This window comes from Paraburkholderia sp. (assembly GCF_028283785.1).
In the GTDB taxonomy this organism is placed as follows: Bacteria; Pseudomonadota; Gammaproteobacteria; order Burkholderiales; family Burkholderiaceae; genus Paraburkholderia.
This window is the reverse complement of record NZ_JAPWKB010000014.1, coordinates 373,033-388,606: the sequence shown is the minus strand read 5'-3', so window position 1 is coordinate 388,606 and position 15,574 is coordinate 373,033. Positions and strand designations below refer to the sequence as shown.

General features: G+C 64.9%; 7 protein-coding genes. 2 read left to right on the top strand and 5 right to left on the bottom strand.

Annotated elements, in window-relative coordinates; all coding sequences use genetic code 11:
• Positions 1-299: 299 nt before the first annotated feature.
• A complete protein-coding gene (locus tag PW947_RS17660) occupies positions 300-1,481 on the top strand; it encodes an acyltransferase (RefSeq protein ID WP_299633633.1) in 1,182 nt (393 codons plus the stop codon).
• A gap of 28 nt (positions 1,482-1,509) precedes the next feature.
• Here PW947_RS17660 and PW947_RS17655 read toward each other — a convergent pair whose 3' ends face one another.
• Positions 1,510-6,369: a response regulator gene (locus PW947_RS17655; RefSeq protein WP_299633694.1), complete on the bottom strand. Its 4,860-nt coding sequence runs from the start codon at positions 6,367-6,369 to the stop codon at positions 1,510-1,512.
• 238 nt (positions 6,370-6,607) lie between these two features.
• A complete protein-coding gene (locus tag PW947_RS17650; RefSeq protein ID WP_299633632.1) occupies positions 6,608-7,147 on the bottom strand; it encodes a YbaK/EbsC family protein in 540 nt (179 codons plus the stop codon).
• A gap of 201 nt (positions 7,148-7,348) precedes the next feature.
• On the opposite strand from PW947_RS17650, the gene PW947_RS17645 reads away from it, so the two are divergent.
• Positions 7,349-7,615: a hypothetical protein gene (locus tag PW947_RS17645; protein WP_299633631.1), complete on the top strand. Its 267-nt coding sequence runs from the start codon at positions 7,349-7,351 to the stop codon at positions 7,613-7,615.
• Positions 7,616-7,672: 57 nt separating this feature from the next.
• Here the strand turns inward: PW947_RS17645 and PW947_RS17640 are convergent, their stop codons facing one another.
• From PW947_RS17640 to PW947_RS17630, 3 genes are all read right to left on the bottom strand, one after another.
• Positions 7,673-11,869 carry a CheR family methyltransferase gene (locus PW947_RS17640; protein WP_299633630.1) on the bottom strand — a complete coding sequence of 1,399 codons (4,197 nt, stop codon included), beginning with the start codon at positions 11,867-11,869 and terminating at the stop codon, positions 7,673-7,675.
• Positions 11,870-12,018: 149 nt separating this feature from the next.
• Positions 12,019-12,714 carry a ligase-associated DNA damage response endonuclease PdeM gene (gene pdeM / locus PW947_RS17635; RefSeq protein WP_299633629.1) on the bottom strand — a complete coding sequence of 232 codons (696 nt, stop codon included), beginning with the start codon at positions 12,712-12,714 and terminating at the stop codon, positions 12,019-12,021.
• Entirely contained in the window at positions 12,711-15,266 is a 2,556-nt protein-coding gene (locus PW947_RS17630) for a ligase-associated DNA damage response DEXH box helicase (protein WP_299633693.1), read from the bottom strand. Before PW947_RS17630 ends, pdeM begins: the two co-directional genes overlap by 4 nt.
• Positions 15,267-15,574: the final 308 nt, after the last annotated feature.

Below are 15,574 nucleotides of genomic sequence, written 5' to 3'. Positions count from 1 at the left end.
CGCGATGTAATGCGAGTGGTGTGCCGTCGTGCGCAATAAAAATAGATCAATCCACACTTCGCGATTTTTTTCGCATTTTTTTTCTCGTAGGCTTGATTCACACCCGCCCGTCGCGTCGTAGCGCCAGCTCGCCAATCGACACGACGGCCGCCATTCATCAGCAGCGGAACCTACCGGCCCGGCGTCTGTTCAGCAGCACGCCCAGGCGTCGATCCGACGCTTCCTGTCGTCACGCGCCCGGTCTCCGCTACGCAATCAATCGCGGCGTCGATGCGCGCCGGCGTGGGATATCAGGCACGATGAACAAACGAATCTCAGGCTTCGACGGCTTGCGCGCCATCGCTGTATTGATGGTGTTTCTTCAGCACCGTCTGTTCGACGATGTCGGCGAGATCGGGCATCTCGGCGTATGGATTTTCTTTGCGCTGAGCGGCTTTCTGATCATCCGTATCCTGTCGTCGCAACGCGCGAGAATCGAACGCGCGGGCAGCACGTTCTGGATCGAACTCAAGCGCTTTCTGTTCCGCCGCACGCTGCGCATCTTTCCGATCTACTACCTGATGCTGATCGTGATGTGCGCGCTGATGGCTTTCGGATTCGCCAGTCCCGAGCTTGCGAGCGGCATGCCGTTTCATTTCGCTTACCTGTCGAATATCTGGATCGGGTCGGTGTTGCATTACTGGCCGGGACGCTACTCGCATCTGTGGAGTCTCGCGATCGAAGAGCAGTTCTATCTGGTGTTCGCGCCGTTGCTGCTGGTGGTGGCAATGCGCTGGCATCGCGTGGTGTGCGGTCTGATCGTGGCAATCGGGCTTGCATCGGTGTTTGCGATGCGCGCCGCGCATTGGCCCGAAATCACGGTCTATACGAGTCCGCTGACGAATTTCTGGCTGCTCGCGCTAGGCGGCGCAGGCGGTCTGCTGATCGGCAACGAACAGACCCGGCTTCATATCGCGCTTGCGCGTCCGTCCACGGTATTTGCGCTGGCGGCTTGCGTACTGGCGTTCGGCGCGCTGGAACCCGTATGGAGCACGCTCGACAATGCGCTGTTTTATACGGCCGTATGCGCGACCTACGGCGCGTCTATCGCCGCCTTGGTCTGCTCGATTGCATGCTGTAGCAGCGCGACCGTGATCGGCTTTCTGGAGATGCGCTGGCTCGCGGGACTCGGCCGTATCAGCTACGGCTTCTATCTGTATCACAACCTGATTCCCGATCCGACCCGTACGCGGCGTGTGAATGCGCTGTTCGGCGGACATGTGCCCGTGTGGGCGCACGGGATCGGCATTGCGCTGTCGTTCTTCGTGTCGCTGGGCATCGCGATGCTGTCATGGCGACTGATCGAAGCGCCGATTCTCAGGCTGAAATCCCGAGGCTCGGCGAAGGCCGTCCCGCCGTCGCCGAGTGCTGCGCGAAACGTTGCGCCTGCAACCAGCAATGCGTTTGCAAGCGAACGCGATCCGGCGTGGTCGGAGCGCTAAACCAACCGGATGCACTGCGTAAAGCCGGTCAGCTTCCCGTACGCCTGATCACATCGACCAGCGCTTGCGGATCGTACGGTTTGCGCAGCGGCGTTGCGTTGGGCAACGCTTGCCGTTGGGCGTGATCGAGCACGAGGTCGTAGCCGCTCAGGAAGATCACGCGCAGGTTGGGCAGCAACTTGCAGGCGTCGATGGCGAGATCGACGCCGGACGTACCGATCAATCCAACGTCGGTCAACAGCACATCGACCGGCTCGCTCTGCAAGATTCGCATCGCCGCCGCCGCGCCATCGACCTCGACCACATCGACGCCGAACAGACCCAGCAATTCGGTCGTGCTCGAACGCACCAGTTCGTCGTCTTCGACATACAGCACGCGCAAACTGCCGATCGCGTCGGTCGGCAGCACGGTGGCGGGCACATCGTCGGCTTGCGTCTGCTGTGCGGCGGCTTCGGCTTCGGCCACCGCTTCGGCCGCTTGCGTGCGCATCACGTGACGCACCTTGCGCGCCAGTGCTTCATGCGTATAAGGCTTGCTCAACAGTTCGATGCCTTCGTCGAGACGGCCGGCATGAACGATCGCGTTATCCGTATAGCCGGACGTGAACAGCACTGCAATCGACGGCAGACGTTCGCGCGCCTTGCGCGCGAGTTCCGGACTGCGCAACGGTCCCGGCATCACCACGTCGGTAAACAGCAGATCGATCGCCACGCCGCTTTCGACGATCGCCAGCGCGCTTTGCGCGTCTTTCGCTTTCAGCACGCTATAGCCGAGATCGGACAGCATTTCGACCACGGTTGCGCGTACGTCCTCATCGTCTTCGACCACCAGAATCGTTTCCGCACCGCCCTTCGCCGGTCCCGCTTCGACATCGGTTTCGCGGTCCTCTTCTTCGCGCACGCGCGGCAGATACAGCCGGATCGTCGTGCCGTGACCCGGCTCGCTGTAGATTTTCACGTGACCGCCGGACTGCTTGACGAAGCCGTACACCATGCTCAAACCGAGCCCGGTGCCCTGACCTTCCGGCTTGGTCGTAAAGAACGGCTCGAACGCGCGCTCACGCACATCGGCCTGCATCCCCGCGCCGGTATCGGTGATGGCGAGCATCACGTACTGACCGGGCACGACATCGGCGTTGCGCTGCGCATAGGCGTCGTCGAGCGATGCGTTGCCCGCTTCCATGGTCAGCTTGCCGTGACCGTTCATCGCGTCGCGCGCGTTGATCGCGAGATTCAGCAGTGCGTTCTCGACCTGGAACGGATCGACCAGCGTGTTCCACAAGCCGCCCGACACCACCGTTTCGATTTCGACGCCATCGCCCAGCGCGCGGCGGAACATGTCGTCGAGACCGCGAATAAAGCGGCCGAGGTTGACGACCTTCGGCGCGAGCGGCTGACGGCGGCCGAACGCGAGCAGTTGCGACGCCAGATTCGCGCCGCGCGCAACGCCCGCCAGCGCATTGCGCACGCGCTGCTCCGGCTTGTCCGAACCGGCGACGTCTTTCGCCAGCAATTGCAGATTGCCGCCGATCACTTGCAGCAGATTGTTGAAGTCGTGCGCGACACCGCCGGTCAGCTTGCCGATCGCTTCCATCTTCTGCGCCATCCGCAACGCTTCTTCGGCGTTGCGTAGCGCTTCGGTGGTTTCCCTGTCGGTCGTGACATCGCGTCCTACGCCGTGTACGCGGTCCGTGGCGGGGTCGACGGTGAGCGTCCATGCAATCCAGCGCCACGAGCCGTCGATCCGCCTGAGGCGCGTCTCGTGCAGCACAGGCGTGCCCGTGCGCCGCAACTGGTCGAGTTGCTGTTTGACGGCCGGCACGTCGTCCGGATGCACCAGCGCAAACGAGCCTTGCGACACCAGCCAGTGCGGCTGATGACCGAGCACGCGCGTCCACGACGGACTGACGCGCTGCAGCGTGCCGTCGAAGCTCGCGACCACCAGCAGATCCTCGCTCAGATCCCACATCCGGTTGCGATCCGCGACGGCTTCGACGACGCGCCGTTCCAGCGTTTCGTTCAGTTCGCGCAGCGCAGCCTGCGCGCGCGTGCGCTCGACGATCTCGTTCTGAGCGTCCTGATAGAGACGCGCGTTGTCTATCGCAATCGCGGCCTGCGCGGCGATGCCGACCAGAATCCGTTCCGCGCGCGCGGTGAACACGCCCGGTTCCGGATGACCGAATAACAGACCGCCCAGTACCTCGCCGGTACGCGACACGACCGGCGCGGCCAGATAGCTGACCACCGGCAGATGTCCCGACGGCATCCCGTGATGCGGCGCGTTGTGACCGTAGCGCGGATCTTTCGTGATGTCGTCGGAACGGACGATGCTTTCGCCGTTGAATGTCGGCGCGAACACGGCCGTGTTGCGCGGCATCGGGAACTGCGAGAACGCCTCCGGCTGCACGCCCGACAGCGCGTACAGCATGTAGCTGCCGCCGTCCTCGGTGCGCACGTTGTAGAAGAATGCGCCGAATGCCGCGCCGGTCAGCTCGGTCGCAGCGTCCGTGACGACTTGCACCGCGCGGCTCAGATCGAGTTCGGCGGCGACCGCCTTGCCGACCCGGTTCAGGATTTCGAGCGTGCGCGACTCCTCGCGCAGATTGCGCTCGGTTTCGCGTCGCAGGCGGGCCAGTTGCAGATTGCCCGCGACGCGCGCGAGCAGTTCGCGCGCGGAAAACGGCTTGATCAGATAGTCGTCCGCGCCCGCATCGAGACCGCCGACACGCGCTTCCTCGCCGGCGCGCGCCGACAGCAGCAGCACCGGCGTATCGCGCAGTTCGGCGTCGGCGCGCAGTTCGCGCAGCAGCCCGAACCCGTCGAGGCGCGGCATCATCACGTCGCTGACGATCAGCTCGAACGGCGCGCGGCGCGCCGCGTCGAGCGCGGCCTGGCCGTCTTCGGCGACGCTGACGTCATGGCCCGCCGCGCTCAGGATGCGGCGCATGTAGTCGCGCAGATCCGCGTTGTCGTCCACCACCAGCAGCCGGCCGATCGCACGCGCCCCCGACGTTGCCGCCGACGCATCCGTGGCGAGCAGCGAAGCGGGTTCGTCCGGCGCAACCAGCGTGGGCGCGTCGGGCATCCAGCGCAACGCGGCATCGACATAGGCAATGGCATTCGCGCTCGTCAATGCGGGCGCGGGCGTTGCCGCGTCGTTCGCGAGCACGCCCGCCGACAGCGGCGGCAATGCCACGGTAAAGCGGCTGCCGACGTTGAGCGTACTGTCCACGCGCACCGTGCCGCCGTGCAGCTTCACAAGCTCGTGCACCAGCGCAAGCCCGATCCCGCTGCCTTCGACCGAACGCCCCGCCGCGCCCGCGACCCGATGAAAGCGTTCGAACAGACGCGGGATTTCCTCTTCCGGAATACCGATGCCGGAATCCGCAACACTCACTTCGACGCCACGGTCCGCCGCGACGCGCACCGACACCGCGATCGAACCGGACAGCGTGAACTTGAACGCGTTCGACAGCAGATTCATCACGACTTTTTCCCACATGTCGCGATCTACGGCCGCAATCGCCGGTTCGTCACCGCAATCGATCACCAGTTGCAGCCCGGCCGTTTCGATCGCCGAGCGGAAAATCGACGCGAGTTCGGCGGTGAAGGCGGCGATGTCGGTCGGTTGCGGATCGATCTGAAAACGCCCGGCTTCGATGCGCGAGAAATCGAGCAGCGCATTGACGAGTTTCAGCAGACGCAAGCCGTTGCGATGGGTGACTTCGATCAGCTTGCGGTCGTCCGGATCGTCGAGCGTGGGCTTTTCCAGCAGTTCTTCGAGCGGCCCGAGCATCAGCGTCAACGGCGTGCGGAATTCGTGACTGATGTTCGAGAAAAAAGTGGTTTTCGCGCGGTCGATTTCGGACAGCGCTTCGGCCCGGCGGCGTTCTTCCTCGTAAGCGTGCGCGTTGGCGATCGCCGCGCCGATCTGGCCCGCGACCAGATTCAGAAACGCGCGGTAGCCGTCGTCGAACAGACGGCATGGATTGAGCGCGGCGATCAGCACGTACGCGCGCCCCGAATCGCCGCCCGGCGATACCGGCACGATCACGGCCTGAGTCGGTTTCAGATGCCACGGACCGGACGGCAACGCGCCGTCGATACGGCTCGCGAGATCGGTGACGAGCAACGGCGTTTGCATCCGCAACGCGTCGGCCAGCGGCCACGGGGATGCGTCGGCGGGATCGAGCCATTCCGGCGCGGCCGGATGGCCGTGCGCGATCCCGCTCGCGCCGATCAGGCTCGCGCGCGGGCCGTGCGTGGCGTTGGTAGGGCTCGTAGCGCTTGCATGTGCGGTCGGCTCGGTGTCGAGCGCATACAGCATCGCGAACGGCATATCTTGCGGATCGACCCGCAACGCACCGACGCTGCGTTCGCACGCGTCGCGCCACGTGCGCGCGTCCGTCACCGATGCGCCGAGTTCGCGCAGCAACGTCAACTGGCGTTCGCCGACCACGCGCGCGGTGTCGTCGCTGTTCGCGCAGATGATGCCACCGGCGCTGCCGTCTTCGCCCGGCACGGGACTGTACGAAAACGTGTAATAGGTTTCTTCGGGGAAGCCGTTGCGCTCCATGATGAGCAGCTTCTGCTCGACGAAGGTGCCTTCGGAACCGTTTAACGCGGTGTCGAGCAGCGGGCTGATATCCGGCCAGATTTCGCGCCACACCACCGACGTCGGCTCGCCGAGCGCGACCGGATGCTTGCCGCCGATGATCGATTTGTACGGGTCGTTGTAGAAGAACAGCAGTTCCGGTCCCCAGCCGATCCAGATCGGCTGACGCGACGTCAGCATGATGCGGATTGCGGTTTTCAGACCTTGCGGCCAGTTTTCAGGGGCGCCGATCGACGTCGCGGCCCAGTCGTATGCACGGATCAATGCGCCCATCTCGCCGCCGCCCGCGAGAAAGGCAGGCGCCGCGCCGGCGTTCGTCGCGCCGGTCACCGATTCAGCCGGATTCTTCAACACACTCTCCTCGACACAACGCATCCCCTGTTTGTTGTCCTTCCTACGGCCGACGCCGCATCGAGCGCGCGTGCAACCGAGCCCGGTCAGCAGATCGCGTGCCTGACCGGTGATGTTCGCGTATTTATTTCGATGCGCGCGGCCGGTGGCCGTGCCGCGCTTACTGGACGGCCAGCGTCAGCGGCGCGACTTCGCAGCCCGGCAGGCGTTGCAGCACGGCGGGCGACAACAGCAGTTTCGCTTCGCGCACGCCCGCGCCCATCACGACCTGCGCGCGTTCCATCACCGCGCTATCGACCAGAATGCGCCAGCCGTCCGGAATGCCGAACGCGGTGATGCCGCCGAATTCCATCCCCGTGTGTTCGACCGCGTCTTCGCGTTTCGCAAACGACAGTCGCTGCGCGCCGAGCTGCGCCTTCACCGCGCCGTTGATGTCGAGCCGCAGCGAGCCGAGCGATACGACCGCCGCATAATGCTCCGCGCCTTCCTTTTTGTAACGCAGCACGATGGTGTTCGCGCAGTCTTCGAGGCCGAAGCCGTAGCGTTCGCTGAACGCGGCGGTGTCGGATGCGTCGTCGGTGACGGCAAACACGACGACTTCGTGCGGCGTCACGGTGTCGGCCACGCGTGCGGGCAAGCGGTCGGACAGCTGGTCGTGCGGGATGATGTCGAGTTGTCGTGCAGGGTGGTTCGGATGCATAGGTCGGTTGAAAAAACGCGCTGTTCTCGTGGACGATTCCGCATTCTAACGGTTCGAAATGGCATCGGCGGGCGCCGCCTCCGACACGGCAGATTTCCGTATCGAACCGCCATTGCAAAGCATTTCACGAAAGCGTATTTGCGATTGTGCACCGCAGCGTCTAGATTCAACAGACGCTCTTCCCGCACGGAGACCCGCGCGATGCCCACGCTTACCGCCTTGCTGAAAAAAAGTCTGTCGATACGCGGCATTGCCGCGTTCCGTCCGGATTCACCGACGGCGCAACCGTCGTCACCTGCCCGCACGGAAAGCACCGCGACGGTGCGAACCACGCTGTCCGATCCCGACGACGGATGCCCGGAAACCGAACGGCTCGCCCGCATTTCCGCGTTTGCGCGCTGCGGCTATTTTCATACGAGCTATATGGCGGGCATGTCGATGGCGGCGCTGGAAATACCGCTGGATTGATGCGCGGCAACGGTGCGTGAACATTGGGCGGAAACACCGCCCGGCAACCGATGACGCTCACGCCACGCGATTGCGCATTACCCCGCCGATGGTCTGCAGCAATGTGGTCAGCGACACGGGTTTGCCGAGGTGCGCGTCGAATCCGGCCTGGCGCGCCGCCATCGCGTCCTGACGCCGCCCGAAACCCGACAACGCGATCGCCGGCACCTGCGCGGTGGCCGCCGCGCGCCGCAATTGCGCGATCAGTTCATAGCCGTCCATGCCGGGCATCGCGATGTCGGACACGATGAGATCGAACGACTCCTCGCCGACCGCGCGCAATGCCGCCGCCCCGCTCGACTCCGCGCGCACGCTCGCGCCTTCGAGTTCGAGCAGCGTGCGCAACGCGTCGAGCGCGTCGGTTGCGTCGTCGACGAGCAACAGGCGCTTGCCTTTCAGCAGGTTCGGATCGCTGTGCAGGCCGTCCGGCGTGACGCTGGGTAACAGCGTCACGTCGCGGCTGGCGGGCAACCAGATGCGAAACCGCGCCCCCATTCCCGCGCCGCCCGACTCGACCGCGACCCGGCCGCCGTGCAGTTCCGTCAACTGCTTGACGAGCGCGAGACCGATGCCCAATCCGCCGCGGCGTCGGCTGGTCACGCCTTCGGCCTGGATAAACATGTCGAAAATGCTCGGCAGCAACGCCTGGTCGATGCCCTGACCGTTATCGCGCACTTCGATGCAGGCGGAGTCGCCGTCGCGCGACAGCGTCACGCTGATCCGGCCGCCTTGCTGCGTGAACTTCAGCGCATTGCTGACCAGATTCCAGACGATCTGTTCGAGCCGCACCGGATCGGCATCCACGGTGAAAGGCTCCGCGACGCCCTGCATGTCGAGCGCGATGCCACGGCCGGTGAAATCGGCTTGCATCGTCTCCGCCGCCGACCTCAGCAACGCCGCGATATCGGTGGCGGCCGGATGCAGTGCGAGCTTGCCGGTACGCAGGCGCGACAGGTCGAGCAGATCGTCGATCAGCGTGGCCTGCCCGGCGACGCTGTGGCGGATCGCTTCGGCGGCTTCCTGAACGACCGGCAGACCGCGCGCTTCCGGCACGCGCGCGAGCAGTTCCGCCTTCACCTGAATCAGGTTCAGCGGATGCTTGAGTTCGTGCGACAGCACCGCGAGAAACTCGTCTTTCAGCCGGTTCGCGGCTTCCACTTTTTCGCGCACCGTCCGCTCGTGAATCAGTTCGAGATGCTGCGCGCTCTCCTCGACCTTGCGATCGGTGATGTCGAGCATGATCTTCGCGTAGCCGGTGAAGTTACGCGCTTCGATCTGCGTGGTCACGCCGCCGCAAAACAGCCGCGAACCATCTTTGCGCACATGCCAGCGCTCGTCCTTCGAACGTCCCTCGATACGCGCGCGACGCCGTTCCGCCGCCGCGACGCCGATATTCCGGTCGTCGGGCAGAAAGATCGTGTCGATCAGTTCGCCGGTCACTTCCGCTTCCAGATAGCCGAACATGCGCTCGGCGCCGCGATTCCACGTGACGATATGACCGTGCGTGTCCTGCACGATGATCGCGTAGTCCTGCGTGGTCTGCGCCGCGACCTGCAGGCGCTCTTCGCTTTCACGCGCCTGCGCTTCGGCGTCGAGCCGCGCGCTGATGTCGATCAGCGTCATCACGACGCCGTCGATCCGGTGATCGGCCGTGCGATACGGCAGCATCCGGCTCAGAAACACGGCGCCGTTGATGCCGTGCACTTCGCGTTCGGTCACCTGCAATGAATCGATCGTGGCGGCGACGTCGGCGGCGAGTTGCGGATAGTCGAGACGATGCGTGATGTCGAACAGCGGACGGCCGAGGTCGGACGGAATCAGGTTGAAGAGATCGACCGCTTTCGGCGTAAAGCGTTTGATGCGCATCGCGCGATCGACGAAGATCGTCGCGATTTCCGTCGACGAAATCAGGTTCTGCAAATCGTCGTTGGCCTTGTTCGCGTCGTCGATCCGCGCACGCAATTCGCCGTTGACGGTAGACAGTTCTTCGTTGGTCGATTGCAGCTCTTCCTTGCTGGTTTCGAGTTCTTCGGTGGCCGAGCGCAGTTCTTCGTTGATCGCCTGCAATTCTTCGTTCGACGCTTTCAATTCCTCCGTCGAAGCATCCGCATGCTCGATGGTGGCCTGCAATTGCGCGCGCGTGCCACGCAGTTCATCTTCCAGTTGTGCGACCAGCGGGTCGGCCGCGACCGGTGCCGCATCGCCCGCGAGCGACGCCGGCGCGTCGTCCACCTCGCTGAACAGCACCAGCACGAAGTCGGCGTTCGCGATGTCGTCGTGATACGGGCGCACCGTCATGTTCACGTAGCGCGTTGAGGAATCGGTGACGATCCGCACGCGCCGCGCGTCGACGCTGCGTCGCGATTGCGTAGCCTGGAACAGCGCGGTGCGCAGTTCGAGCCGCAATTCCGGCAACACGATATCGACGATGTTCTGCGAAGGCTCGCCGCCGGTGAATCGCAAAAAGCGGCCCACCTGATCGGACATATGCACGATATCCGACGCGTGATCGACGACGACGCTGGCCGGGCCGCACTGCGTCAGCGCACGCTGATGCACTGCAGCGAACGACACGCGGCCGGGCAATTGCGGCAGCACGACGCCAAGCAGCGCAAGCGGCGCCTGAGTGGCGGGCGGCACCGGGACGGTCGGCTGCGGATGAACTTTACGGGCCGACGGACGGGCGCGGAAAATGCGATTTTTCTTGTCGATGGCGATAAACAGCTCGTTAGCGACTTCCGCGGATTCGGAAGTCCCGAGAAACAGAACGCCGCCGGGACGCAGCGCGAAGTGGAACAGCTGCAGCACCTGACGTTGCGCGTCGCGGTCCAGGTAGATCAGCATGTTGCGGCACGACACGAGATCGACGCTCGAAAACGGCGGGTCGCGCAACACGTTGTGCTGCGCGAACAGCAGACGCTCGCGCAGCGGCTTCACCACCCGGTAATGCAGCGGCTCCCGGATAAAGAACTGGCGCAAACGGGCAGGCGGCACGTCGGTGATGATCGACGTGGGATACAGCCCCTTGCGGCCCGCCATGATCGAGCGTTCGTCGATGTCGGTGGCGAACACCTGGAACGGCGGGACTTCGTGATGCAGTTCCGTGGCGCGTTCGGCCTGTTGCTCGGCCAGCAGCATCGCGAGCGAATAGGCTTCCTCGCCGGTCGAACAGCCGGCCGCCCAGACACGAATCTTGTCTTCGGCCGCACGGCCTTCGAACAGCGCGGGCACGATCTCGCGTTCGAGCGCCTCGAACGCTTCGCGATCGCGGAAGAAGTGCGTGACGCCGATCAGCATATCGCGCAGCAACGCCTGCGCTTCTTCGGGCTGACCGGTGAGATAGTCGAGGTAATCGGGCAGCGTGGTTAGCGCGCTGACCTGCATCCGCCGTTCGATGCGGCGCAACACCGTGGCGCGCTTGTAGTGGCTGAAGTCGTGGCCGGTGCGCACCCGCAACTGCTTGAGGATGCCTGACAGCGCGCGCTCGATGACCGGCGTGCCATGCAGCGACCCCGTGCTCGCAATCACCGGCTCATCGGTATTCGCGTCTTTGTCGGAGAGTTCGATGGCCTGTGCGATGCGCCACAGCTCGATCAGCTTTTGCGGCATCTCGACCGCGGGCAACACGAAATCGACCATGCCGGTTTCGATCGCGCTTTGCGGCATTTCCGGATATTCGGCGTCGAGCGGACTCTGCACGAGCGTGATGCCGAGCTGTTCCTTGATCCGGCCGATACCCACCGCGCCGTCGCTGCCCGAACCCGACATCACGATGCTGATTGCGCGTTCGCCATGCGCGTCGGCCAGGCTGCGGAAAAACCGGTCGATCGATACCGGACGGCCGCGCGCGTGACTCGCGTCGGACGCGCTCAGCATGCCGTCGCGCATGGCCAGATCTTTGGCGGGCGAAATCACGTAGATGTGATTCTTGCGGATGTGCGTTTCGGACGTGACCTGGATGACGGGCATCTGCGTGACGCGCTGAAGCACCTGATCGGCCAGACTCTCATGCTTGGGCGACAGATGCAGCACGACCGCGAACGCCATGTTCATGTCGGCCGGGGCGTTTTCGAAAAACCGCAGCAACGCTTGCACGCCGCCAGCCGACGCGCCGATTCCCACCACAGGAAAATCGGGCGACGACGGACCCGGCGCGGCTTCGTGGGCCGGGCTGCCGGTTTCGTCGCCGCGAGGCGCTTCCCTGCTTGCCACCATGGTGATGTCCTTTGGCATGTCGAGGCAAGGCGCGCCGCGAATCGTAGTCAATACGCAAGTTTATCCCGCGTACCCCGCCAGACATAGCTTTGCATGCGAATTTGACAGCCGTCCGGCGGACCCGGCGGCCAGCATAGACCGGGCCCGGGTTATCCGGTCGGCGGCTTGACCGCCATCACCTGGCCTTGCGCGACGACATACACGGCATCGTCGCCGGCGCTCGCCCGGCCGCCCGGATTGACGACGAAGCCACCGGTAAAACTACCGAACGCAGGCAGCACGCCGCTTTCCGCACCGAACCGGAAACACGGCAAACGCACCGATTCGATACGCGTCGTCACGCGATACACCGGATGCTCGTGTCCGGCCAGCGCATACGCGCCCGCCACCTGCTGAGGATGGTGGCATAGCGCCCACGGTCCGATCCGCCAGGGTTCCTGGACCGCTTCGTAGTCGAGCGTGACGGGCGGCAAACCCGCGTGCCGGTCGTGATTGCCTTCGACGATCACGAGCCGGATTCCGGCGTGCCGCGCGCGCCATGCGTGCAGCGCATCCAGCACTTCCGGCGCGTGCGACTGCGCGCCGTGCAGCACGTCGCCGAGAAACACGATCTGCGCGGGCCGATGCGCGGCGATCAACGCATCGAGCCGCGCGATATTCTCGTCGGTGGAACCAACCGGCACCGGAATGCCGTGCGAGCGAAACACCGCGTCCTTGCCGAAGTGCGCGTCGGCGACCAGCAACAGCTTCAGTGCGGGATCGAATGCGGCGCGATGCGCGGACAGAATCAAGTCATGACCGTGCACGGTCACGGTCAGCGTGGACGCGTCGCGACGCACGTTCATCGGGCCGCCTTTTCGAGTTCGGCCAGCATCCGGTTGACGCGGTCCGCGAGCTTTTCCGTGCTGACTTTTTCGCGCATCCGTCCGACGATCAGCGGAAATGCGAACGGCGTCGGCTTCTTTGGACGTTTGATGACGAGGCGGCTTGCGCGCATGCGCACCAACGCATCGCGAATCCGCACGACCTCCAGTTCCTGCAGCATCACTTCCGTGTCCGCTTGCGCGAGCAGCAGATTGCCGCTGTCGTGCTGGCGAAACACTTCGTAGAACAGTCCGCTCGACGCCTGCAATTGCCGCGCGCTCTTGTGTTGTCCGGGATGGCCCTGATAGACCAGTCCGGCGACGCGGGCGATTTCCCGAAAGCGCCGCATCGCGAGTTCGGATGCGTTCAGGCTCGCGAACAGATCGTGTTCGAGGCCGTCCGCCGACAGCAGTTGCGCATCGAACAGCGACGCCCAGTCGAACGGCTGCGCGGACAGCAGTTCGAAGCCGTAGTCGTTCATCGAAATCGAAAACGTGCCCGGCATCTCGCGCGCCGCGCGCCACGCCAGCAACGCGCCGAGTCCGATATGCGCGGTGCGCCCGGCGAACGGATAGCAGAACAGGTGATGGCCTTCGCGCGAACGCAACAGCTCGACCACCAGCACGCCGGGTTCCGGCAACGCCGACCATGCACGCTGCAATTCGAGCAGCGGCCGCACCGCTTCCATTTCGCGCTCTGCGTAGATGTCGTGATCCGCTTCCTCGAACATCGCGAGCATCGCGTCCGCCAGTTCCGACGACAGCGGCATCCGGCTGCCCGCCCAACGCGGCATCGCGCCACGGGTCGACGTTGCGCGTCTGACGTAGGCGGTCATCTCGCGCACCCGCACCAGTTCGAGCGCGCGGCCGCCGAACGTGAAGACATCGCCGGGTTTGAGCCGCGAGATAAACGACTCTTCCATCGCGCCGATGCGCGAACCGTTGACGTACGCAACCTGCATCGTCGCGTTGGCGACGATCGTGCCGATGTTGTTGCGATGACGGCGCACGAGATCGACGCGCGGCACGCGGTACATGCCGTCGTCGTCGCGAACCACGCGGTGGAAATCCGGATACGCGGTCAGCGACGTGCCGCCCCGTTCGACGAAGGCAACCGCCCACTCGAACTCCGCGCGCGTCAGGTCGCGATACGCGAAGCTCGTGCGCACCTCGTCGAACATCGCGTCCGCGGTAAAGCCGCCGCCGATCGCCACCGTCACCAGATGCTGGACCAGCACGTCGAGCGGCTTGTGCGGCATATCGCGGCTTTCGATCTGACGCGCTTCGACCGCGCGGCGCGCGGCGGCGGCTTCGACCAGTTCGAGCGCGTGAGTCGGCACGATGGTGACGCGCGAGACCCGTCCCGGCGCATGACCGGAGCGTCCCGCGCGTTGCATCAAGCGGGCCACGCCTTTTGGCGAGCCGATCTGGAACACACGCTCGACCGGCAGGAAATCGACACCGAGATCGAGGCTCGACGTACATACGACGACTTTCAGCTTGCCGTCTTTCAGGCCGTTTTCGACCCATTCGCGCACGTCCTGATCGAGCGAACTGTGATGCAGCGCGATCAGCCCGGCCCATTGCGGACGCGCTTCGAGCAGCGCGCGATACCACAGCTCCGCCTGCGAACGCGTGTTGGTGAACACCAGCGACGTCCCTGCCGCGTCGAGTTCGTCGGCGACCCGTTCGACCTGGCGCGTGCCGAGATGTCCCGCCCACGGAAACCGTTCGATGGTGTCGGGAATCAGCGTATCGACGATCAGCGTTTTGGGCTGCGCGCCGGGCACGAACGCGCGCGGCGTGTTCGTCGGCGCGAGCAGCACGTCGGCGGCGAAAGCCGTATTGCCGAGCGTCGCCGACACGCCCCAGATTTGCAGACCGGCGCGCCAGTGCGCGAGGCGCGCGAGCGCCAGCTGGGTCTGCGTGCCGCGCTTGTTGCCGATCAGTTCATGCCATTCATCGACGACCACCAGCCGCACGTGCGCGAGCGCTTCGCGGGCATCGGCGCGCGTCAGCATCAGCGACAGGCTTTCGGGCGTCGTCACCAGCGCCGACGGCATCCGTCGATTCTGCCGCGCGCGTTCGGCCGAAGGCGTGTCGCCGGTACGCAGGCCGACCGTCCACGGCACCGCCAGTTCGAGCGCCGACGATTGCAGCGCACGCGCGGTATCGGCGGCGAGCGCACGCATCGGCGTGATCCACAGCACTGTCAGCGGATCGGCTTGCGGGTTGCGCGTGTCGACGCCGCGCGCCGCGTGGTCGGCGAACGCGGCCAGCGCACCGAACCAGACCGCCCAGGTTTTACCGGAGCCAGTGGTCGCGTGCAGCAGCCCGCTTTCGCCGCGAACGATGGCCTGCCATGTGGTGCGCTGGAAATCGAACGCTTGCCAGCGGCGCACGTCGAACCAGCGTTGCAGACGCGTCTCGAACGGCTGGGCGGCCGCAGTCGTATCGACGGAAAACGGTTCGGAATGGAATGCGGCCGCCGCGCGCGCGTCGTCCTTCGCCTGTTGCTCGCGGGTCTTCGGCACCCGACGGGCGCGCGGTGCGCGGCGCGTGGCGGGCTGTGGCGTCGACGTATCGGGAACAGCGTCGTCGGGCGCGGCGTCGGCGTCGTTCGACGCCGGGTCCGGTCCGGACAGTTCGGCTTGTGTGGACGCCGGATTCGCACGTGTCGATGATTTCAACCGCCCTCCTTTCGCGTTGCCGTCAGGATGCCGCTTTTCCGATGGACTCGCCAGCCGAGGCTCGAGTTCAGTCCGCATCGATTCTGGTGTTGGCGTGCTGGCATGAGGTTTGCGGACGGGACATGCGTTGCGCAATTCGCGAGAAATTTGTC